This is a genomic window from Arthrobacter sp. zg.Y820, from assembly GCF_030125555.1.
Taxonomy (GTDB): domain Bacteria; phylum Actinomycetota; class Actinomycetes; order Actinomycetales; family Micrococcaceae; genus Arthrobacter_B.
In genome coordinates this window covers 123,571-145,066 of record NZ_JASKLX010000014.1, presented here as the reverse complement: position 1 = coordinate 145,066, position 21,496 = coordinate 123,571, and the positions used below count along the sequence as shown (strand labels likewise).

Below are 21,496 nucleotides of genomic sequence, written 5' to 3'. Positions count from 1 at the left end.
GGCCGATCTGTACCGGCTCACGGATCATACGACCCTCAAAGATGTGGGAGACCGAAATGAGTATTGAACTCTTATCGATCCTGGTGCTGGCCGCCTTATTCTTGATCGCAACCGTCCGCCCCGTTCACATGGGTGCCTTGGCGCTGGTTGCAGCATTCATCATGGGAACCATGGTCATCGGTGAGGACGTTGACACCGTCCTGCTGGGTTTCCCGGCAGATCTCTTCGTAATTCTTGTCGGCGTTACCTATCTTTTTGCGCTGGCAAAGGCGAACGGCACCATCGACTGGGTTGTGGTCAAATCCGTAAAGATGGTGGGCGGACGAATCGCGCTGATTCCATGGGTAATGTTCATTATTACCGCCCTGATAACGTCCGTTGGCGCCGTGGTCCCTGCCGCCGTAGCAATTATCGCCCCCGTCGCAATGGGCTTCGCTGTCCGCTACAACATCCGTCCCATCCTTATGGGCCTGATGGTTATCAACGGCGCGAGTGCGGGCGGGTTCTCACCGATCAGCGTCTTCGGCAGCATTGTCAACGGAGTGGTCGTCCGGAGCGATCTGCCCGGCAACCCGGCGCTTCTGTTCCTGTCCTCGCTGCTCTTCAACGTCGCGCTCGGCATAGTTGTCTTCTTCATGTTTGGCGGACGCAGCCTCTTGGGGCAGCGGGACCTTGGTGACGGAACTGCGCGGGCGGCCGGAGGAACCGCAGACGAAGGGGACGGGCCCCGCCCGGCAGGCAAAGGCTCCAGAACCACCCGAGCCGCCAATGCGACCGTCCAGACCATGACGCCCTCCACCGGGGAAGCCCTTGTGACAGACGTGCAGTTGGACCGGCATAAGGTCTTCACGCTCCTTGGCATAGGGACACTGGCCGTTGCTGTCCTCGGTTTCGGATTCGACGTCGGTTTCACCGCAGTCACGATCGCAGTCGTCCTGTCGCTGCTTTCCCCTGAAAGCAACAAAGGTGCCGTGAGCGCCATCGCCTGGCCCACCGTCCTGCTGCTCTGTGGGATCGTCACCTATGTGGCGCTGATGGAGCGAATCGGAACCATCGACTGGCTCGGCAACGGTGTCGCGAACATCGGCACACCGCTGTTCGCAGCCATCCTGATCTGCTTCATCGGTGCCGTGGTATCGGCCTTCGCCTCGACGACAGGGATACTCGGCGCGCTTATCCCGCTTGCCGTTCCGTTCCTTCTCACCGGTGATGTCGGTGCCGTCGGGATGATCATCGCTTTGTCCATCTCCTCCTCGGTGGTCGACTCCAGCCCGTTTTCGACATCCGGCGCCCTGGTAGTGGCCAACTCGCCGGAGGCGCAGCGCGACGCCGTCTTCCGTCAACTCATGGTCTGGGGTTTTTCCATGGTGGTGGTCGCGCCGATTGCCACTTGGCTGATCTTCATCGTTCCCGGGTGGAGCTAGGCGTGGCTGCACCCGTCAGTCGAATATCCACCAATGCCGCGAACACCCAACCTTGAAGAGTCAGGATCTCCTTTGATCGACAACCTGCTATCGTCCTTCGATTCGCCCGACGGCAATGTGCCGGCTGGAATCTTATGCCGAACCGAGGAAGAGGTGGCCGTGGTGGCCATCACGAGCGGCCGCTCACGCAATGCGCTCTCTCTTGGGATGTGGCGGGAGCTCGAAGAGGTGTTCACCAGTCTGTCCGCAAATCCCCGGCTGCGAGCCATCGTGCTGCGGGGCGCGGGCACCGCGGCCTTTGCCGCCGGGGCCGACATCAGCGAGTTCCCGGCGGTCCGGTCCACCGCCGCGCAGGCAGCCTCCTACAACGCCCAGCTCTCCCGGACCCTGCGTGTCATAGCAGGCACCGAGATTCCCACACTGGCCATGCTTCAGGGCTTCGCGGTGGGCGGCGGCTGCGAGTTGGCCTCGGCCTGCGACCTTCGGATCGCCGCCGACAACCTGTCCATTGGAATCCCTGTGGGCAGGCTCGGCGTCATCCTCGGGCTGACGGAGTCACGGCTGTTGGTCCGCCATATCGGCGTGAACGGACTCAAGCGCCTTCTTTTCAGCGGAGAGCTGCTTTCCGCGGAGGAGGCCTTGAGGATGGGTTTGGTCGACAAAGTGGTGCCGGCCGGGGAACTCACAGCGAGTATTTCCACACTCGTGGCTGCGATAACGTCTTCCTCCGCGACCACCATGACAGCGGCGAAGGTGGTCACCGATTTGGCTGGGGAGGTCAACGACCTGGCGGCGGAAAGAGTGCAGGACCTCATGCTGCGGGCCTACGACGGTGCCGATCTCAGGGAGGGCGTTGCTGCTTTTCTCGGTAAACGGCCTCCGGCTTTCGGCGACGTTGTCCACAGCGCGGATTCAGTGAAATGAGGCCCCTCGAGGGATTGGTTGTCCTCGATCTTTCGCGCTACATTGCCGGTCCGACTGCCAGCATGATGCTTGCCGACCAGGGGGCTGAAGTCATCAAGGTCGAGGCGCTGCCGGACGGCGACCCTTCGCGGCAGTCCGGCCCGTTTGTCGATGGCGGAGAGAGCGTCTACTTCATGTCCGCCAACCGCAACAAGCGGTCCCTCGCCGTGGACCTCCGGTCTGCTGAAGGACTGGCAGCGGTGAAAAGGATCGCGGCGACCTGCGACGTCGTCATCGAGAACTTTAAACCGGGGACCATGGCACGGATGGGCCTTTCCTTCGAGGCCCTTTCCACAACAAACCCGCGTTTGGTTTACTGCTCCATCAGTGGATTTGGCAGCGGGCCCGCAGGGTCCTCCATGGCCGGTTTTGATCAGAACGCCCAGGGAATGAGCGGTTTCATGAGCGTTACCGGCACCGATGCCACCGGGCCGCTGAGGGCTGGCATTCCCGTAGCGGATACCAGTACCGGACTGATTGCAGGGTTCGCCGTTCTGGCCAAGCTCCTCGAACGGGACAAGACCGGCTCCGGGGGAATGGTTTCCACCTCCCTGATGCAGTCCATGACCTTCCTGATGACGTACCAGGCCCAGAAGTTCCTCAGTCTGGGAATGGTCGCGTCCAGGGAAGGGAATGACCACCCGCTGATTTTTCCTCAGGGCACCTTCAAGACCGGGGACGGATACGTCACCATTGCGTCGGGCAACCAGCGAATGTGGGAGAAGCTCGCCGATGCACTGGACCTGGGGCATCTGGTGAAAGACCCCAGGTTCGGCACGAACGAGCTCCGCTTGGCGCATCGGGTCGTATTGCGGGGACTGATGGAGGAGCAACTCGCCCTCGACGATTCGGCCACCTGGATCAAAGCGATAAATGACGCCGGTGTTCCCTGCGGACCGGTGTTGGGTGTCGACGAAGTCTTTCGCCATCCGCTGGCGGCCGAACTGGAACTCACCGGAACGGTCAACCACCTCACGTTGGGTGAGATGCGGGTGCTGGGGCGGCCGGCAGATACCGGAGATGACGAGTGGCTGATCTCCGCGCCGCCTGTGCTTGGGGAACACACCGGTGAAATCTTGTCCCAGTACGGCTACACCGCCCAAGAGATTGCTGAGTACGCAAGAATGGGGGTCATCCTTCAATCCAACGGGTGAGGCTGCGGACAGGGAGTCCGGCCGCGGATAGTATGGCATCCCGGTCGTGAAGCTCTGCCCGTCACCTGCCCGTCACCTGCCAGTCAAAGGACTCTCCATGGAAATGCGCCTCCTGGGCCGCAGCGGCACCGTCGTCAGCAGCTACGCCCTCGGCACCATGACCTTTGGCAACGAATCCGACCAGCGGGTGTCCCACAACCTGTTGAACACGTATGTGGAAGCCGGCGGAAACTTCATCGACACCGCCGACGTCTACACCACCGGCGCTTCCGAGGAGATCATCGGCCACTGGCTCTCGGCCCGGCCCGAGGCGGCGCGGAACGTTGTGCTCGCCACCAAGGGCCGGTTTCCGATGGGGGCCGGGCCCAATGACCTGGGCACCTCGCGCCGGCACCTGCGCCAGGCGCTGGACGCCTCGCTCAAACGGCTGGGAGTGGACCACATCGACCTGTACCAGCTGCACTCCTGGGATCCGCTGACCCCGCTGGCGGAAAGCCTCGGTTTCCTGCAGGACGTTGTTACCGCCGGAAAAATCAGTTACTACGGGCTCTCCAACTTCACCGGCTGGCAGCTGACGAAGGCCGTGTACACCGCGCGGGCGCACGGCTGGAACGAACCGGTCACGCTGCAGCCGCAGTACAACCTGCTGGAACGCGAAATCGAGTCCGAAGTGGTGCCGGCAGCGGTCGACGCCGGACTGGGCCTGCTGCCCTGGTCACCGCTGGCCGGCGGCTGGCTCACCGGAAAGTACCGCCGCGAAACGGTCCCCGCCGGCAAGACCCGCGTCGGAGACAACCCCACCCGGCAGTTCCAGGGCTGGGATCTGCGCAGCAACAACGACCGGACCTGGCAGATCCTTGACGCGGTCAAAACCATCGCCTCCGCCCACAGCGCCAGTTCGGCGCAGGTTTCCCTCGCCTGGCTCGCCGCGCAACCGGGGGTGACCTCGGTGATCCTGGGGGCGCGCAGTGTCGAGCAGCTCACCGATAATCTGGGTGCCGCCGCGCTGCAGCTCTCAGCCGGCGAGCTGCAGCGGCTCACCGATCTCAGCCGACCCGCAGTCGGCAACTACCCGTATGGAGCAGACGGGCGCAACCAACGGGCGCGGGAACTGGACTGACCCAGGTGGAATGACGCAGATGGAATGACTCAGTGGCGGCGCGGGGCAGGCGTTAGAAGTCTTCCGGCCGCAGATCCTTGACCCACTTGCTGATTTCATCTTCTTCGGGTGTGGAGGGCGTCTTGTCTGCCGGCCCGCCTTGGGGCTTCCCGGCCGGTGCCGGGGTACTTTTCGGTGCCGGGGTACTTTTCGGTGCCGGGGTACTTTTCGGTGCCGGGGTACTTTTCGGTGTCGGGGTATTTGTCGGTGCCGAGGAGCTGTCGGGGTCCGAGCCGGCGGAGCCTTCCGGATGGGCGCTGTCCCGGCCCGCGCCGGGGTCCGCAGGACGGGAGGTGTCCGGCGCATCGACATCACTGCCGGGAGCGGCAGCCGTTTTCCCCTGCTCGCCCGGTGCTGACGGTGCGCCCGGTGCTGACGGTGCTTCCTGGACCGGAGCTGCCGGACGCGGAGGTTGGAACGGCTGGGGATGCGTGGCCAGGTTTTCCACGGCAGCACCCGCGGCCCGAACACCGACTCCGGTGAACTGCGCATAGAGTTTTACGGCCTGTATGGGGCGGCCCTGCGCGATGGCGGCGTACACCTGCTGGTGCTGGGCGGCGTCGAGCCGGGCGTTGGCTTCCCGCGCCGCCTCCACGGAGGTCCGGGGACCGGCCGATGCGGCCTTGGCTCCGGTTGCTTTGCGGGGAGGCTTGAACTGCTTCGCGGTGCGCGGCTGCTCCTGCTCTGCCCCGTTCGCGTCCGGCCCGTCTCCGTGGACCTGCTTTTTCCGGCGCTGGGCACGACTCACCACGAAATTCACCACAACAATGGCCACGACAAACAGAACAATCACCAGAAACTCCATACAACGATCCTAGCTTCGCCCACGGCACCGGAACCTTCAGGCCGGTATATTGACCTGCGAACCGACCGCCGATCGACGGAGATGCCATGAGCCCCACCACTCCCCTGCGTTCACTGCGCGTGCATGTTGCCGAAGGCATTGCGGAGGTCGAGCTCATCGGCCCCTCGAAGGGCAACGCCATGGGGCCGGATTTTTGGAAGGAGCTCCCCGACGTTTTTGGTGCCCTCAGCGAGGACGACACCGTGCGTGCCATCCTGCTCTACGGCTCGGGTGGGAACTTCAGCTACGGGCTGGATCTGCCGGCGATGGCACCGGTCTTTGCTCCGATGCTGGCCGCCGATGGCATGGATGCCCGCCGGCGCGAAGAATTCCGGCGCCGGATCAGGGACCTGCAGGATTCCGTCAGCTCTCTGGCCCGGTGCGCCAAGCCGGTCATCGCGGCGGTGGACGGGTGGTGCATCGGGGGCGCCATCGATGTCATCGCTGCCGCGGACATCCGCATCGCCTCCCCGTCTGCCGTGTTCAGCGTGCGCGAGGTGAGGGTCGCCATTGTTGCTGATTTGGGCTCTCTCCAGCGCCTGCCCGGCATCATCGGCGAAGGTCCCGCCCGACACCTCGCCCTGACCGGTGAGGACTTCGGCGCCGACCGCGCCCATCAGCTGGGTCTGGTCACGGAAGTGGCGGACGACGTCGTCGGCCGGGGACGCGAGCTGGCCGCCGTGGTTGCCGCGAATCCTCCGCTCGTGGTCCAGGGCGTTAAGCACGTCATGAACCACGGCCCGCACGCCGCAGTCCAATCGGGCCTGGACTATGTCCAGCTGTGGAATTCGGCGTTCCTGGCCAGCCGTGACTTCAATGAAGCAGCCACCGCATTCGCCGAACGCCGCCCGCCCGTCTTTACCGGCAACTGAGGTTCCTGCCGCGGCGGAGGCCTGCCCTCCGGCTGTCTGAGCCTGCCGCCGCGGGCGCTTAAGATAGTCGGGTGGCTGTTACCGATGAAGCGATTACCAAGATCAAGGAAATGCTCATCAGTGGGCGGCTCAAGGCTGGTGACCGGCTTCCTCCGGAGAACGAGCTGAGCGACCAGCTGGGCCTGTCCCGAAGCTCGCTGCGGGAGGCGGTCAAAGCGCTTGAGCTGATCCGCGTCCTCGATGTCCGGCGCGGTGACGGCACCTACGTCACCAGCCTGGAACCCGGTCTGCTGACCGAAACCATGGGCTTCATGGTGGAGATCCATCAGGAAACCTCCGCGCCGGAACTTCTGGAGGTTCGGCGCATCCTCGAACCCGGTGCCGCGGCCCACGCCGCCGCTCGGATTGATGCCCGGGGGCTTGCAGCGCTGCGGACCTGCCTGGATTCGGTGCCACCGCAGGCAACCGCTGCCCAGCTGGCTGCCCACGACTTCACGTTCCATTCCCGGATTGCCCGCGCCTCGGGCAACCCCTATCTGGCGGGGCTGCTGGATTCGCTGACCGGCAGCGCGCTGCGGCTGCGGGCCTGGCAGCGGATTATAGAAGCCGGCGCGGTGTCCGCTGTCCTCGGCGAGCATGCCGCCATTCTCGAGGCGCTGACACTGGGCGACGCCGAGCTGGCCCGTTCCCTCATGACCGTCCATGTGGCGGCCACCGAGCGGTGGCTGCGCCGGCAGCCGGAAGAAACCAGGGCGGTCCAGACTCCCGCGTTCCGCCCGGAACCGGCAGCAGGCGCAGCAGTCGCAGCAGTACCGGTGCCGCCGGAGCCGGCAGCAGTCGCTGCCCCGGTTAATGTTCCGGCCCCGGCGGTTAATGTTCCGGCCCCGGCCCCGGCGAAGCCGGCTCGCGCGCCCGCTTCGGTGCGCACCAAGGTTCGGACGCAGGCGGCGGCACCGCTTCCTTCCGGGATGCCCGAACCCCGGGAGGAAGTGGCCGTTCCGCCGCAGACAAACCGGCCCACTCCCACTCCCGCTCCCATTCCAGCTCCCGCTCCCCAGATTGCGCGGATCGCGCCCGAGCCGGCGTTGTACGAGCTGTTCGCTATGCCTTCAGCGCCAGCACAAAAGGCAGCACGGAAGCCGCGCCGGCCTGCCTGAGCACCCGGCCGGCTTCGGTCAGGGTCCAGCGGCTGTCAGCAAAGTCGTCCACCAGCAGGACAGGTCCGGGATTGGCCGCAAACCAGGCCGCTCCTTCTTCGGGAACGGCAAACTGGTCCCAGACGGAAGCCAACCGGAAGGCGCTGTTGCCGCCCGACCCGCCGGTGGGACCGCCGTGCGGGAGCTGCAGGGCACCCAGATACGGGATGCGGCCCAGGCTGGAGATGCCGTGTGCCAGGGAACCGACCAGCTGCGGACGCGACCGCGACGGAATGCTGACAACGGCCACCGGCCGCTCCTCCCAGCCCCACTGCGCCAACACCTGCACGCAGCCCTTCAACAGGGCTTCATCCGCCACGGTGTCGCCGGCCTCCGGAGCGAAAATCTCGCGCAGCCGTCCGCCCCATCCCAAGTCGGTCAGGCGGGCCAGCGCCCGTCCGGTGGACAGCGCCAGGTCCGGCTTGATCTTTCCCTTTACCGGCACCCCCAGACGGTCCATGCCGGAGGGATACATGCCGCGCGGGTCCACATCCACGCCCACCCGGCTCAGGGCCTGATCGGCGTGATCGGTGGCTTCGGCGGCCACCTCGCCGGAGAACCAGCGGCCGGCGCAATTGTCGCAGCGTCCGCACGGGGCCGCGGCCGGATCGTCGAGCTGGACGGACAGGAATTCCATGCGGCAGCCCGTGGTGCTTTCGTAATCCAGCATGGCCTGCTGTTCCTTCACGCGCGCCGCGGAGATCCGCTCGTACCGCTCCCGGTCATAACTCCAGGGCTGTCCGGTGCCGCGCCAGCCGCCGGACACCCGCTCCACCGCGCCGTCCACCGCCAGGACCTTCAACAGCAGCTCCAGCGGCGAGCGTTTCAGGTTGACCCGCGTTTCCAGAGCTCCGGTGGACATCACGGCGCCCGAGGCCAGCTCCGTCAGCACGGCGTTGGCCGGCCCCTCCGCCGGCATGGAGGAGGTGGCGAAGTACTCCCAGATGTCCTTGTCCTCCGTCCCCGGCAGCAGCAGGACGTCGGCGCTGGGGGTACCACGCCCGGCGCGGCCCACCTGCTGGTAGTACGCCACGGGGGAAGAAGGTGCGCCCAGATGGACAACGAACCCCAGGTCCGGCTTGTCGAAGCCCATGCCTAGCGCGCTGGTGGCCACCAGCGCCTTGACCTCGTTGTTCTTCAGCGCCGCTTCGGCCTGCTCCCGGTCGGCCGGGTCCGTGCGTCCGGTGTACGCGACGACGGGATGGCCGGCCTTCTGCAGCAGCCGGGCGGTGTCCTCGGCCGCGGACACCGTGAGGGCATAGATGATGCCCGAGCCCGGCAGCTCGTCGATGTGGGTCAGGAGCCAGCCCAGCCGCGCTTTCGGGGTGGGCAGCCGCAGCACTCCCAGGCGCAGGGACCGGCGGGCCAGCGCCCCGCGGATGGTGAAGACGTCCTCACCGCCGGAAGCCAGCTGCTCCTCCACGTCCTTCACGACCCGGGAGTTGGCCGTTGCGGTGGTGGCCAGCACCGGCACCGAGGCCGGCAGCTGCTCGATCAGGCTGCGGATGCGCCGGTAGTCCGGCCGGAAGTCATGGCCCCAGTCCGAAATGCAGTGCGCTTCATCGATCACCAGCAGCCCGGAGCGGCGGATCAGCTCGGGCAGATGGGTCTCCCGGAAACCCGGGTTGTTCAGGCGCTCCGGTGACACCAGCAGCACGTCCACCTCGTCCGCCTGCAGCTTGGCGGAGATATCCTGCCATTCCAGCTGGTTGGCGGAGTTGATGGCCACGGCCCGGACACCGGCACGGGCTGCTGCCGACACCTGGTCGCGCATGAGCGCCAGCAGCGGGGACACGATCAGCGTCGGTCCCGCCCCGCGGGCACGCAGCAGCAGGCTCGCCACGAAATACACCGCGGACTTGCCCCACCCGGTGCGCTGGACCACCAGGGCCCTCCGTCCGCCGGCGACGAGTGCCTCAATGGCCTCGTACTGGCCCTCATGGAACTCAGCGGTGTCGTTGCCGACCAGGGCCCGGAGCAGGCGGGTGGCTTCGGTCCGAAGCGCCGGATCGGCGGCTGCGGAGCCTTCCCCGACGATGCCGGCGGCATCCTGCGGCGCGGCGTCCCGCTCGGCGTTCGAACCGTTCTGCGGGTCTGGGTTTTGGGTTTCTTGCTGGAATTCCATACCTCCACTATTCCAGCCGGGGCTGACGATTTCCTCCAGCCGGAAACCGGCGTGGATACCGGAAGCTGTGTCCAGCCCCTGTGGACAAGCACCGAAGGATGGAACGCTGGCCTATAGACTGTCCGGGTGACTAGTGCATTCGATCTTTCCGCGTCCTTTAAGGCCTACGATGTCCGCGGCGTCGTAGGCGAGACCATCACTCCGCAGATAGTCAAGGCCGTCGGTGCCGCTTTTGTGGACGTGCTTGACCTCTCCGGCCAGACGGTTCTGGTGGGCGGAGACATGCGTCCGTCCTCCCCCGAGTTCATCAAGGACTTCGCTGCCGGCGCCACCATGCGCGGTGCCCATGTGCTGCTGCTGGACCTCATCTCCACCGATGAGCTCTACTACGCCTGCGGTGCCCTGGATGCGGCCGGCGCCACCTTCACTGCCAGCCACAATCCGGCGCAGTACAACGGCATCAAGATGGCCAAGGCAGGAGCCGTGCCGATCTCGTCCGAGACCGGCTTGCGTGAGATCCAGGCCATGGCCGAGCAGTACCTGAACGCCGGCACCATTCCCGCCGTCGAGAACCCCGGCCGGATCAGTGTCCGCGACATCCTGCGGGACTATTCCGAGTACCTGCGCAGCCTGGTGGACCTGACGGACATCCGCCCGCTGAAGGTGGTTGTCGATGCCGGCAACGGCATGGCAGGCCTGACCACCCCCGCCGTCATTGGCGACAGCCTGCTGCCGGCGCTTCCGCTGGAGATCATCGACCTCTACTTCGAGCTGGACGGATCCTTCCCGAACCATCCGGCCAACCCGCTGGAGCCGGAGAACCTGAGGGACCTGCAGGCCGCCGTCGTCGAGCACGGCGCTGACCTGGGCCTGGCCTTCGACGGCGATGCAGACCGCTGCTTCGTGATCGACGAAAAGGGCGACCCGGTCAGCCCCTCGGCCGTCACCGCGCTCGTGGCCCGCCGCGAGATCGCCCGCGCCAAGGCAGCCGGCGAGACGACGCCGGTGATCATCCACAACCTCATCACCTCCCGTGCGGTTCCCGAGCTGGTGGAGGCCGACGGCGGCCGTGCCGTCCGCACCCGCGTGGGCCATTCCTTCATCAAGGCCCTGATGGCCGAGGAAGGCGCCGTCTTCGGCGGTGAGCACTCCGCCCACTACTACTTCCGCGACTTCTACAACGCCGACACCGGCATGCTGGCGGCCATGCATGTCCTCGCCGCGCTGGGTGAGCAGACCCTGCCGCTCTCGGACCTGGCCCGTGAATACGAGCCGTATTTTTCCTCCGGCGAGATCAACTCCGAGCTCTCCGACGTTCCGGCGGCGGTTGCCCGTGTCCGCAGCGAATTTGAGCGCGACGGCGTCACCGTGGACACCCTCGACGGATTGACTTTCACCTCAGATGACGGACAGTGGTGGTTCAACCTCCGCGCGTCGAACACCGAACCCTTCCTTCGGCTGAATGCCGAGGCCGAAGACCTCCCCACCATGGTGCGGGTCCGTGACCGCGTACTTGAACTAGTTAGGAACTAAACCCAATGGCTGATGTTGAACTGAACGGCGAAGAGCCCTCCGCCCAGGTCCAGGAGGACCTGAATTCCCTGCTGGGCACCGCTCTGGGCGTGGCTCAGGAGCAGCTGGAGGCGCAGGGCGCCTTCCTGCCCGCCGCACTGGTTGTCCAGAACGACGGCGAGCTGCGGATGATTGCCGTGGCTCCCGAGGAAAGCGACGAAGACCTCGACGCCGATGCCATGATCGATGACATCTACCAGGTGCTGACCGAGCAGAAGGGCGACAACCGCGCCGCTGCCGTCTTCTCCGACATCCACCTGCCGGATGAAGCCACGGATGCCATCCACGTGGTGGCTGAGCACTCCGAGGGTGTCTGCATCTCCGCGATCCAGACGTACTCCGAGGTCGACGGCGAGTGGACGTTCGGCGAACCGCAGTGGGAGTCGGGCGACCAGCTCATCTGGGGCACCGAAGAAACCGCAGCGGGCACCGACGAGGCCTAAGCCTCAGCTTTCGCCTGAGCCGCCGGGCCGGCGGCGCCGTGCGGTTGCATGGTGCCGCCGGCCTTTCGCTGTCAGCCGGCCTTTTGCCGGCCGAAGGACCGGCGAACCACGGACCGGCGCTCCTGCCCGGTTCCGTGCAGAATCCCCAGCGCGGCGCGGGCCAGCCTCATATCCCGTTCGGACCGGCGCATCCGCAGCAGGTCCAGCGGCGGTGCGAAACGCTGCTCGGTCATGGCCTTGGGCGAGCTGAACTCGCGCAGGCCATCCGCACCGTGGGTCCGCCCGAAACCGGAATCCTTGACGCCGCCAAAGGGCAACGCACCGACGGCCGCGAAGCCCAATACCGAATTCACTGTCACCACACCGGCTTCAAGCCGCTCCGCCAGCTCCCGGGCATTCGCCCTGCTTCCGCTGAAGACTGAGGCACCCAGTCCGTAACCGGTTCCGTTGGCGCGGTCCACTGCCTCCTCCATGGAGTCCACCGGATTCACGACGACGACGGGTCCGAAGGTCTCGCGCTGCACCGCCTCGTTGTTCTCGGGGACGTCGGTGAGCACCACGGCGTCAATCCTCCTGCCCTCCCGGACGGAGCCGGGCCCGCCCAGCGCCGCCCGGCCGCCCGCGGCGAGGGCGGCGTCGATATGCGCCGCCACCACGTTCACCTGGCCCGGGAGGGTCAGCGGCCCGTAGTCGGCTCCGTTTTCCGTTCCGGCCACCAGGGCCCGGCCCTCCTCCACCATCAGCGACAGGAACGGCTCGTACACGGCCCGGTCCACGTACACCCGTTCCACGCCGGCACAGGTCTGCCCGGCGTTCACCATGCCGCCGAACACCGCGGCGGCGGCAGCCGCCGGCAGGTCCGCGTCGGCCGCAACGAGCATGGCGTCCTTGCCCCCGCATTCGGCCACCATCGGCGTGAGCGATTCAGCGCAGGCGGCCATCACCTTTTTGGCGGTTTCGGTGGACCCGGTGAAGGCGATTTTGCCGCATCCGGAGCGGACCAGGGCTGCGCCGGTGTCCGCTCCTCCGGTCACCACCTGGAAAACCGGGTGCCCGCCGCTGATCTGTTCCCATTTGCGCCCGATCCACAGGGCGGTGCCGGGCGTCAGGTCGCTGGGCTTGAGGACCACCGCGTTTCCTGCCGCCAGGGCAAAGGAGACGGACCCCATCGGGGTGTACACCGGATAGTTCCACGGCCCGATCACGCCCACCACTCCGTACGGTTCGTAGCCGAGGGTGGCCTTCTGGTTCAGCGCCGCGAGGCCGGACGGCACTTTGCGCCGGCGCAGCACCTTTTCCGCATGTTTGGCGGCCCACTCCAGGTGGCCCAGGGCGAGCAGAATTTCCAGCAGTGCGTCGCCCTCCGGCTTGCCGGTTTCGGCGGCCATCACCGCCGCGAGCTCATCGGCGTCGTCGGCGATAACCTGCTTCCACGTCCGCAGCAGCTTTTTCCTGCCGCGGAACCCCTGCTCCTGCCACCACCGGGCGGCTTCAGCGGCACGGGCGACGGCGAAAGCAACGCCCGTGGGTCCGTCGGCTCCGGTACCGCCCGCCGGCGCGGGAAGGAAGGATCGGGGCGGGGCACTGCCGGTCTGCACGCTGCTGCTCATGGGACCACTCCTGGCCTGAAAATGAAGCACGGCTGGGCAAGGAAAATGCTACTCCCGGGCGGCCGGCCGCGGAGGCATCTCCCGGAACTTTGACCCGTTCAACCCGTCGCCCCGTCACCCCATTCCCTTCTGAACCCTCCGGCCTGAACCGTCCGGCGCCGGAGACGCCGATGGCCCCGTCCGCAAAGGGGACGGGGCCATCGGATCAAGACTGAGCCGGCGAGGGCTCAGGGAAGGCTACGCCGAAGCGAAACGCTCCTTGAGGGTCTGCAACTCAGCGACGAGATCCTCGGGCAGTGACTCGCCGAAACGGGAGTACCACTCCTCGATCCCTGCGAGCTCCTTCTTCCATTCCTCGGGGTCCACGCGCACGGCGGCCTCGACGTCGGCCGGAGTCATGTCCAGGCCGGTGAGGTCCAGGGATTCTCCGGTGGGCACAAAGCCGATCGGAGTTTCCACCGCGTCGGCGGTTCCTTCGATCCGCTCGATAACCCACTTGAGCACCCGTGAGTTGTCGCCGAAGCCGGGCCAGGCGAACCCGCCGTCGGCCGTGCGGCGGAACCAGTTGACCAGGAAGATCTTGGGCAGGGTTTCCTGGTTGGCCTTGCCGCTGAGGGTGATCCAGTGGCGCAGGTAGTCTCCGGCGTCGTAACCCATGAACGGCAGCATGGCCATCGGATCGCGGCGGACCACGCCCACTTGGCCTGCGGCGGCCGCTGTGGTTTCGGAGGACAGGGTGGAGCCCATGAAGATGCCGTTGGTCCAGTCGCGGGACTGGGTCACCAGCGGGACCGTGGTCTTGCGGCGGCCGCCGAAGAGGATGGCCGACACCGGCACGCCGTTCGGGGAATGGTATTCCTCGGCGAGCATGTCGATCTGGTCGATCGGCGTGCAGAAGCGGGAGTTCGGATGGGCGGCGGGGTGGCCGGCCTCCGGCGTCCATTCGTTGCCCAGCCAGTCGGTCAGGTGTGCCGGAGCCTCGTCCGTCATGCCCTCCCACCAGACGCCGCCGGTGTCGGTCAGCGCAACGTTGGTGAAGATGGAGTTGCCCTTGGCGATGGCGCGCATGGCGTTGGGGTTGGTGCTCCAGCCGGTACCGGGAGCGACGCCGAACAGGCCGGCCTCCGGATTGGTGGCGCGCAGCTCGCCGTCGTGCCCAAAGCGCATCCAGGTGATGTCATCGCCGAGGGTCTCGACCTTCCAGCCCTCGATCGTGGGATCCAGCAGCGCGAGGTTCGTCTTGCCGCAAGCGGAGGGGAAGGCCGCCGCCACGAAGTAGTCCTTCTTCTCCGGACTGGTGAGCTTCAGGATGAGCATGTGCTCGGCGAGCCAGCCTTCGTCCCGGGCCATGATCGACGCGATGCGCAGGGCATAGCATTTCTTGCCCAGGAGGGCGTTGCCGCCGTAGCCGGAACCGTAGGACCAGATGGAACGGTCTTCGGGGAAGTGCACAATCCACTTGTCGTCGCTGCAGGGCCAGGCCACGTCCGCCTCGCCCTCGGCCAGCGGAGCGCCGACGGAGTGCAGGGCGGGCACGAAGAACGCATCCAGCTCCTCCATCTTGCGCAGCACGTCGGTGCCGATGCGCGCCATGATCCGCATGGAGGCAACCACGTAGGCGCTGTCGGTGATTTCGACGCCGAACTTGGGATCTTCTGCTTCGAGATGTCCCATGACAAAGGGAATGACGTACATGGTGCGTCCGCGCATGGAACCGGAGAACAGGCCGTCCAGCTTGGCCCGCATCTGCGACGGTTCCATCCAGTTGTTGGTGAACCCAGCGTCGTGCTTGTTCTCGGAGCAGATGAAAGTCTGTTCCTCGACACGCGCCACGTCCTTGGGGTCGGAGAACGCAGCGAAGGAGTTCGGGAACTCCTCCGGGTTCAGCCGAACCAGCGTTCCGGCGTCGACCAGTTCATCGGTCAGGGCCTTGTTTTCCGCCTCAGACCCATCGACCCAATACACGCGATCGGGCTGCGTCAGCTCGGCTACTTGCTGAACCCAAGCCAGCAGAGCCTCGTGGGTGGTGGGTGCTTCCGCAGAAGCCCCCGGTGTGTTGCTGTCCAAATGGCTCGGAGCAACGTTATCGCCGCTCTCATCGAGAACTAGCTGACGCGCGTCATCGCCCATGACTCTTCCCTTCGTTGGGTCAGTGGTGTGTTTTTGATGCTAGTTGTCGGCATGCCGATGACTCCCGCGGGAAAGGTAGTACCTATAATGGCGGTCATGCAATGTTTGCCTAGAATTCAACAAACTTGTGGTGGCCAGCATACGTCGATGTGACGAACGTCATATAGACCGGTCTAGTTGTCGGAGGTCACACTGACGGATTAGGCGGCTCTCAGAAACTGGGCTATAGTTGTTTACGGCCAAACAGCCACGGACAAACTTTGAAGGAAGGCCTCAACGGGGCCTGAAGTTCAGAATAATCCTAAATGCGTGCGTAGCTCAACGGATAGAGCATCTGACTACGGATCAGAAGGTTGGGGGTTCGAATCCCTTCGCGCGCACCAGTGAAACCCGGTCTGACCAGTAGAAATACTGGTCAGACCGGGTTTTTTCTTTGTCTGAAGACAGCCGGCAAAGACCCGGAATTCCCGGGCCGGCGGCGCAGCTCGGATCAGCGGGCCAGTTTCCGGAGGTCGACGCCGGGGTCCGCCAATCTGGCGGGATCCACCAGGATGCGGCGGTCGATGATGCGGCGGGCGGCCCGCACCGTGAAGCCGCCGTCGATGGCGGCGCAGCCTTCCACGCGGCCATCTGCAGCCAGCCGGAAACTCGCTACGGGCACCCCGTCTATTTCGCGGGTCACGGTGTGCCCCTCCCCCACCATCGAGCCGACCCCTTCAACGTGGACTCCGTGGCGGTCGGACCAGAACCAAGAAGCACCGTGGACCGGCAGGTCCTGCCCGAGGAGGGCAGCGGCAGCGGTGGCGCCGGTGTTTCGCGCATGTTCCCAGTGCTCGGCCCGGCGCAGGAGGGTCCCGTCGGAGTGCCTGGTGCGGGCTGCGTCTCCGACGGCATAAACGTTGGGGTGGCTGGTGCGCTGGCGGTCATCCACCAGGATGCCGTTGTCGATGTCCAGACCGGCAGAGGAGGCCAGCGCAGTCTCCGGAACGATTCCGATGCCAACCAGTATCACGTCGGCGTGGATGGCCGTGCTGCCCTCGACCTCAACCCGATATCCGGTACCGTCCCCGACGATGGCCGCGGGAACTGCGGTAACCGCACGGATGCCGCGGGCGGCATGCATCCGGTGCAGGCGCTGCGCCAAAGCATGTCCCACCGCCGGCACCAGCGGCGGATCAACCGGGTCGATCAGCGTCACCTCCGCACCGACCGCCAGTGCTGTTGATGCGGTCTCGGCGCCGATCAGGCCTGCGCCGATAATTACCAGCCGCACGCCCGGATGCAGCCGGGAGCGCAGCCGGTCTGCGTCGGTGCGGTTCCGCAGTCCAAGCACTGTTTCCAGCTCCCCGCCCGGGATCTCCAGCCGGCGGGCTGCCGCACCGGTAGCCAGCACAATTTTGTCGGCGGCCAGCTCCCGGCCGTCCTCAAGCAGCACGATGCCCTCGTCGGGCTTCAGGCCTGCAGCTTTGCCGGCCAGGATCGCGATCCCCTGTTCCTGATACCAGGCTTCCCCGGCGAGCAGAATCTGTTCGCTGCTGCGCGTCCCGAGCAGATACTCCTTGCTCAGCGGCGGACGGTCGTAGGGCAGCCCTTCGGGGTCGATGATGGTCACCCGGCCGCCGAAGCCGCGGGAGCGCAGCTCGCGGGCCGCTGCGAAGCCTGCCATGCCGCCGCCTGCGATGAGGACGGATTCCAGGGCCATGTTTGTTTTCCTTGCTGAAGAACGGGAGCGGTGCTTCCAGCCTAGGCGTGCCGAGCGGAAATCTCTCGCCACGCGTTCCTCGCTTCCGGCGGAACAGCCTTTCGCAAGGCAGCCTTTTCCCGGGGGCCGCCGCGTGCCAAGCTCTGTGCATGACGGATCAGAGCGGCACGGGATACAGCGGTTCGGACGAGTCCCAGCGGTCGCGGCACAGGGACACCGACGTCGTCGTGCTCGGCGCCGGAGCGGTGGGGGAGAACGCTGCCGCCCGGGTGGCTCAGGGTGGGCTGGACGCCATTCTCGTGGAGCCGGCCCTGATCGGCGGGGAGTGTTCCTACTGGGCCTGCATGCCCTCCAAAGCGCTGCTGCGGCCGGGAACCGCGCTGCACGCCGCTCGATCCGTGGCCGGATCCCGTGAAGCCGTAACCGGTTCCCTGGACGCCCGGGCCGTACTGGACCGCCGCGACAGCTTCACCTCGCATTGGAACGATTCCGGGCAGGAGGAGTGGGTAAGGGACACCGGAATCGGGCTGGTGCGCGGACACGGACGGCTTACCGGGCCGCGCGAGGTCAGTGTCCGAGGCGACGACGGCGGCATGATCACCATCGCGGCCCGCCATGCCGTCGTCCTGGCCACCGGCTCCGTGCCCACTCCACCCCCGGTGAAGGGACTGGACCAGGTTGAGTATTGGGGCACCCGCGAGGCAACCTCGGCGCAGGAGGTGCCTGGCCGGCTGATCGTGCTCGGCGGCGGGGTTGCCGGCACTGAGCTTTCGCAGGCCTGGGCGCGGCTCGGCTCCCGGGCCACCCTGGTGGCCCGGCACGACATCCTGGACTCCTATCCGGAGCCGGCGCGCGAACTGGTCAAGGCCGGCCTTGCTGCAGACGGCGTGGATGTCCGCACCTTTACCGGAACGGATTTTGTGCGCAGCGCTGCAGGCGGCGGCGTGGAAATGGGGCTGGCGGACGGTTCGGTGCTGGCGGCTGACCGGCTGCTCGTGGCCACGGGCCGGGCGCCTGCGCTGGCGCATCTGGGTCTGGAAGGGCTCGGCTTTGACGCTGCGCGCTTGGACTCAGACGACACGGGGCTGGTGAAGGGCAGCGACTGGCTCTACGTGGTGGGCGATGCCGCCGGAAAGGTGCTGCTGACCCATCAGGGCAAATATGAGGCCCGTGCCGCCGGAGCCGCGATCACCGCCCGGGCCCGCGGCGAGCTGGCCGGAACCGGCGCACCGCCCGCCTGGAGCCGGGAAGTCTCGACTGCCAATCATGTTGCGGTGCCGCAGGTGGTGTTCACGGATCCGGAAATCGCCATGGTCGGCCGGACTCTGGAGCAGGCCCGGACCGACGGCATCAATGCTTCGGAAACGTCACTTGAGCTGTCGGTGGCCGGATCGGCGCTGCATGCCGACGACTACCGGGGCTGGGCGCAGATGGTGGTGGACGAAGACCGCAAGGTGCTCGTCGGCATGACATTTGCCGGCCCCGACGTGTCCGAACTGCTGCACGCTGCCACCATAGCGATCACGGGAGAGGTGCCCCTGGATCGGCTGTGGCATGCCGTCCCCTCGTATCCCACCATCAGCGAGGTCTGGCTGAGGCTGCTGGAAAAGTACGGGCTCTAGGGTGCGCCGGTTACGCCGACGCGGGAGCGGTCAGGCCCGGCGAACCACGAAGTCAGTGACCCGGGCATCGCGCCCGTCCAGCTCAGCCCACGGCTTGTCCGATTCCATGACGGTCAACCCGGCGGTCGGATAGTCCATCGCCATCTCCATTACTGCATCTTCGTTGGACTCCACTGAGGCCAGCCGCATCGCGAGGTCCTGCACTCCGGGGAGGTGGGAAATGACCAGCAGGCTGGTCACCGTCTCCGGCACACTGTTGATGACGCTGAGGATCTGCGCGGCCGTGGCGCTGTAGAGGCCGTCTTCGAGCTTGGGTGTGGGCCCTTTGTCTCCGAGTTCCTCACAGATCCAAGTGCACGTTTGCCGGGTGCGCAGCGCAGACGAGCACAGGATGAAGTCGGGAATGGAGTCGTTTTCCACCATCCAGCGGCCGGCCAGCGGCGCGTCCAAGTGCCCCCGGCTGGAGAGGGGCCGTTCGTGGTCGGACACGTCCCGGGGCCATGCCGCCTTCGCATGCCGCAGGAGCATCAGTTTTTTCAGGTGGTGGCCGCTCATTCGCCCAGTCTATCGGCGGTGCCGGTGCCGGAATTCCGGAACCGGCACCGCCCCTGGATCAGATGCTGTATTCGGGTGCCGCCCAGACCACAACTTCGGGGTGCTCGTAGAAGCGGTAGCCTTGGCCGCGGACAGTCCGGACGGTGTTTGCCAACCGGCCGAGCTTGGAGCGGAGCCGCCGGATGTGCACATCGATGGTGCGCTCGTTGGGCACTTCCTCGGCATTGCGCCACAGTCCCGCCAGCAGTTCCTCGCGCCCGACCGTCCGGGTGGCGTTCTCCACCAGGTAGTTGAGCAGCTCGAATTCCTTGAAGGTCAGGTTCAGGGTGTCCCCGTCCAGGTGCACTTCGCGCCGCGACAGGTCGATCAGGACTCCGGACGGACGCGGTGCGCTCTGGGTCGGCGCCAGCGGTGCGGCCTCCTGGCGGGGGCGGCGCTGCGCCGTCGGGTCCCCCAGCGCCTGGCGTACGACGTCGATATCGGCGCCGGCGGCCTCCGCCGGCGCCAGGGCCACGGCGGCATGGCTCTGGGCGCCCGGGCACAGCGTCTGAATGTAGGCGCGCACTTCCTGGGCCAACTTGGTCAGGGACGTTCCATTGGCGGCGGCCGTGTCCTCATCGAGGCCGACATAAATAACGAACCCGCGGGCCACCGTGTCGTTGCTGACCGACTGGGGGCCGGGAATTCCGTTGGGCGTCACGACGGGGGTGGGCGCCGTCATGGGTGAAGCATCGTTTCCCGGAGCCACCGCTTGAAGCGGGCGGGCCGGCTGGCCAAAGCCCTGAACGCCGTATTGCGGGGAGTAGGCCTGCCCGCCGTACTGGCGGAATTCCGCGGCCGCACCCTGGCGGACGGCTCCGGCGCGATTCTGCGCGTTGCGCAGTGAGATGTGTACGTACCCTGATGCTACTGACATGTTGCAACCTCAATGTGAATGACCGTCATCACGCTCGAATGCTGGGGGTGTGCCCGGGTCGAGATGGCGCAGTTTCGCCCGTCATTGGGCCTGAGTGGTGCCTGAGAAATGGGGGTGGGTAACTCAGGCGTGCATTCGACAACAGCACGGCTTCTCGCCGGCGGAGCCGATGAGAAGCGCTGCGACAGGTGCTGCTGTGTGGATGTTCACATTACGGATTATTGCATGTAACAAAGGCGTACGCGCAAGTAACAATGCGTCCCACGTCTCACTATGTGGACGATTGTTGGCTATTTGTGATGCAGTTCACATTCCCTACCCCGGAATCCGGCTTTTGGCACCCACTGCCGCCCCATGCTCCGGGCGGCCCGCTGGCCGCACACGGCGGCCGAATGGGAAAAAGAGAGCACCCGCCCATAAGCGAACTTACAGACGGGTGCGAGTCAAGCATGCGAGAGGTGTCCACATGCTGGACAGTAGGTATTGAGGGCGGAGCCTGTTTAGTCGACGACGCCGTACAGTCGATCGCCGGCATCACCCAGTCCCGGGACGATGTAGGACTTTTCATCCAGGCGCTCATCGATGGAGGCCAGCACGATGGTCACATTGGCATCAGCCAGTTCGTGCTTCAGCACCTCGAGGCCCTCGGGGGCGGCCAGCAGGCAGATGCACGTGATGTCTGCGGCTCCGCGCTTGAACAGGAACTTGATGGCCTCCCGGAGGGTTCCGCCGGTGGCCAGCATCGGGTCCAGGACAAAGACCTGACGTCCGGTGAGGTCGTCCGGAAGCCTCTCCGCATAGGTGATTGCTTCGAGGGTTTCCTCATTGCGGGCCATGCCCAGGAATCCAACCTCCGCCGTGGGGACCAGCCGGGTCATTCCTTCAAGCATTCCGAGTCCGGCACGGAGGATCGGCACCACCAGCGGGGTGGGCTTTACCAGGCCGGTCCCGACAGTGGACGTGACCGGAGTCTCGATCTGTACGGGCTCAACGCGGACGTTGCGGGTGGCTTCATAAGCCAAAAGGGTGACGAGTTCTTCCGTGAGCTGGCGAAACACCGGTGAAGGGGTGTCTTTGTCGCGGAGAACGGTGAGTTTGTGGGCAACAAGGGGGTGATCCACTACAAGTACGCGCATGCTTCAAAAGTACCATTCCATGCTGGGACTCCCTCTGCGGCACGGCTGCCCTGCGGCCCGGTTGAACTGCGGG

The 21,496-nt window shown here is 65.9% G+C and carries 17 protein-coding genes and 1 tRNA gene; 10 read left to right on the top strand and 8 right to left on the bottom strand.

Annotation, left to right across the window (positions count from 1 at the left end):
- The first annotated feature begins 56 nt into the window (after nucleotides 1-56).
- From QNN99_RS16130 to QNN99_RS16115, 4 genes are all read left to right on the top strand, one after another.
- Complete coding sequence (locus QNN99_RS16130; RefSeq protein WP_229967975.1) at nucleotides 57-1,424, top strand: SLC13 family permease; 1,368 nt, start codon at nucleotides 57-59, stop codon at nucleotides 1,422-1,424.
- A gap of 72 nt (nucleotides 1,425-1,496) precedes the next feature.
- Nucleotides 1,497-2,348 carry an enoyl-CoA hydratase/isomerase family protein gene (locus QNN99_RS16125; protein WP_229967973.1) on the top strand — a complete coding sequence of 284 codons (852 nt, stop codon included), beginning with the start codon at nucleotides 1,497-1,499 and terminating at the stop codon, nucleotides 2,346-2,348.
- Nucleotides 2,345-3,541, top strand: a complete 1,197-nt coding sequence (locus QNN99_RS16120; RefSeq protein WP_229967972.1) for a CaiB/BaiF CoA transferase family protein — start codon at nucleotides 2,345-2,347, stop codon at nucleotides 3,539-3,541. Before QNN99_RS16125 ends, QNN99_RS16120 begins: the two co-directional genes overlap by 4 nt.
- A gap of 97 nt (nucleotides 3,542-3,638) precedes the next feature.
- Nucleotides 3,639-4,661: an aldo/keto reductase gene (locus QNN99_RS16115; protein WP_229967970.1), complete on the top strand. Its 1,023-nt coding sequence runs from the start codon at nucleotides 3,639-3,641 to the stop codon at nucleotides 4,659-4,661.
- Nucleotides 4,662-4,713: 52 nt separating this feature from the next.
- Here the strand turns inward: QNN99_RS16115 and QNN99_RS16110 are convergent, their stop codons facing one another.
- Nucleotides 4,714-5,505, bottom strand: a complete 792-nt coding sequence (locus QNN99_RS16110) for a hypothetical protein (protein ID WP_229967968.1) — start codon at nucleotides 5,503-5,505, stop codon at nucleotides 4,714-4,716.
- Nucleotides 5,506-5,591: 86 nt separating this feature from the next.
- On the opposite strand from QNN99_RS16110, the gene QNN99_RS16105 reads away from it, so the two are divergent.
- Nucleotides 5,592-6,416: a crotonase/enoyl-CoA hydratase family protein gene (locus QNN99_RS16105; RefSeq protein ID WP_229967966.1), complete on the top strand. Its 825-nt coding sequence runs from the start codon at nucleotides 5,592-5,594 to the stop codon at nucleotides 6,414-6,416.
- Nucleotides 6,417-6,487: 71 nt separating this feature from the next.
- On the top strand, nucleotides 6,488-7,573 hold the full coding sequence (locus tag QNN99_RS17440; RefSeq protein WP_331461795.1) for a FadR/GntR family transcriptional regulator: 1,086 nt from the start codon (nucleotides 6,488-6,490) through the stop codon (nucleotides 7,571-7,573).
- On the opposite strand, the gene QNN99_RS16095 is transcribed toward QNN99_RS17440, so the two are convergent.
- Complete coding sequence (locus tag QNN99_RS16095) at nucleotides 7,518-9,737, bottom strand: RecQ family ATP-dependent DNA helicase (protein WP_229967964.1); 2,220 nt, start codon at nucleotides 9,735-9,737, stop codon at nucleotides 7,518-7,520. The genes QNN99_RS17440 and QNN99_RS16095 overlap by 56 nt on opposite strands.
- Nucleotides 9,738-9,863: 126 nt before the next feature.
- Between QNN99_RS16095 and QNN99_RS16090 the strand changes: the two genes are divergently transcribed.
- Both QNN99_RS16090 and QNN99_RS16085 read left to right on the top strand, forming a co-directional pair.
- On the top strand, nucleotides 9,864-11,270 hold the full coding sequence (locus tag QNN99_RS16090; RefSeq protein WP_229967963.1) for a phosphomannomutase/phosphoglucomutase: 1,407 nt from the start codon (nucleotides 9,864-9,866) through the stop codon (nucleotides 11,268-11,270).
- A gap of 5 nt (nucleotides 11,271-11,275) precedes the next feature.
- A complete protein-coding gene (locus QNN99_RS16085) occupies nucleotides 11,276-11,752 on the top strand; it encodes a hypothetical protein (protein WP_229967961.1) in 477 nt (158 codons plus the stop codon).
- 71 nt (nucleotides 11,753-11,823) lie between these two features.
- Here the strand turns inward: QNN99_RS16085 and QNN99_RS16080 are convergent, their stop codons facing one another.
- Entirely contained in the window at nucleotides 11,824-13,362 is a 1,539-nt protein-coding gene (locus QNN99_RS16080) for an aldehyde dehydrogenase family protein (RefSeq protein WP_229967959.1), read from the bottom strand.
- Between the two features lie 237 nt (nucleotides 13,363-13,599).
- The gene (locus QNN99_RS16075) at nucleotides 13,600-15,492 is read right to left on the bottom strand and encodes a phosphoenolpyruvate carboxykinase (GTP) (protein WP_229967957.1); all 1,893 of its coding nucleotides are present in this window, start codon (nucleotides 15,490-15,492) and stop codon (nucleotides 13,600-13,602) included.
- A 307-nt stretch (nucleotides 15,493-15,799) separates the two neighbouring features.
- Between QNN99_RS16075 and QNN99_RS16070 the strand changes: the two genes are divergently transcribed.
- A tRNA-Arg gene (locus QNN99_RS16070) sits at nucleotides 15,800-15,875 on the top strand.
- A gap of 107 nt (nucleotides 15,876-15,982) precedes the next feature.
- Here QNN99_RS16070 and QNN99_RS16065 read toward each other — a convergent pair.
- Nucleotides 15,983-17,194, bottom strand: coding sequence for an NAD(P)/FAD-dependent oxidoreductase (locus QNN99_RS16065; RefSeq protein WP_229967955.1), 1,212 nt, complete (start codon nucleotides 17,192-17,194; stop codon nucleotides 15,983-15,985).
- A gap of 149 nt (nucleotides 17,195-17,343) precedes the next feature.
- On the opposite strand from QNN99_RS16065, the gene QNN99_RS16060 reads away from it, so the two are divergent.
- A complete protein-coding gene (locus tag QNN99_RS16060; RefSeq protein WP_229967953.1) occupies nucleotides 17,344-18,816 on the top strand; it encodes a dihydrolipoyl dehydrogenase family protein in 1,473 nt (490 codons plus the stop codon).
- A gap of 30 nt (nucleotides 18,817-18,846) precedes the next feature.
- Here QNN99_RS16060 and QNN99_RS16055 read toward each other — a convergent pair whose 3' ends face one another.
- The 3 genes from QNN99_RS16055 to upp form a co-directional block, all read right to left on the bottom strand.
- The gene (locus QNN99_RS16055; protein WP_229967951.1) at nucleotides 18,847-19,371 is read right to left on the bottom strand and encodes a SixA phosphatase family protein; all 525 of its coding nucleotides are present in this window, start codon (nucleotides 19,369-19,371) and stop codon (nucleotides 18,847-18,849) included.
- A gap of 58 nt (nucleotides 19,372-19,429) precedes the next feature.
- Nucleotides 19,430-20,287, bottom strand: coding sequence for a winged helix-turn-helix domain-containing protein (locus tag QNN99_RS16050; RefSeq protein ID WP_229967949.1), 858 nt, complete (start codon nucleotides 20,285-20,287; stop codon nucleotides 19,430-19,432).
- Nucleotides 20,288-20,787: 500 nt separating this feature from the next.
- On the bottom strand, nucleotides 20,788-21,423 hold the full coding sequence (upp, locus tag QNN99_RS16045; RefSeq protein ID WP_229967947.1) for a uracil phosphoribosyltransferase: 636 nt from the start codon (nucleotides 21,421-21,423) through the stop codon (nucleotides 20,788-20,790).
- Nucleotides 21,424-21,496: the final 73 nt, after the last annotated feature.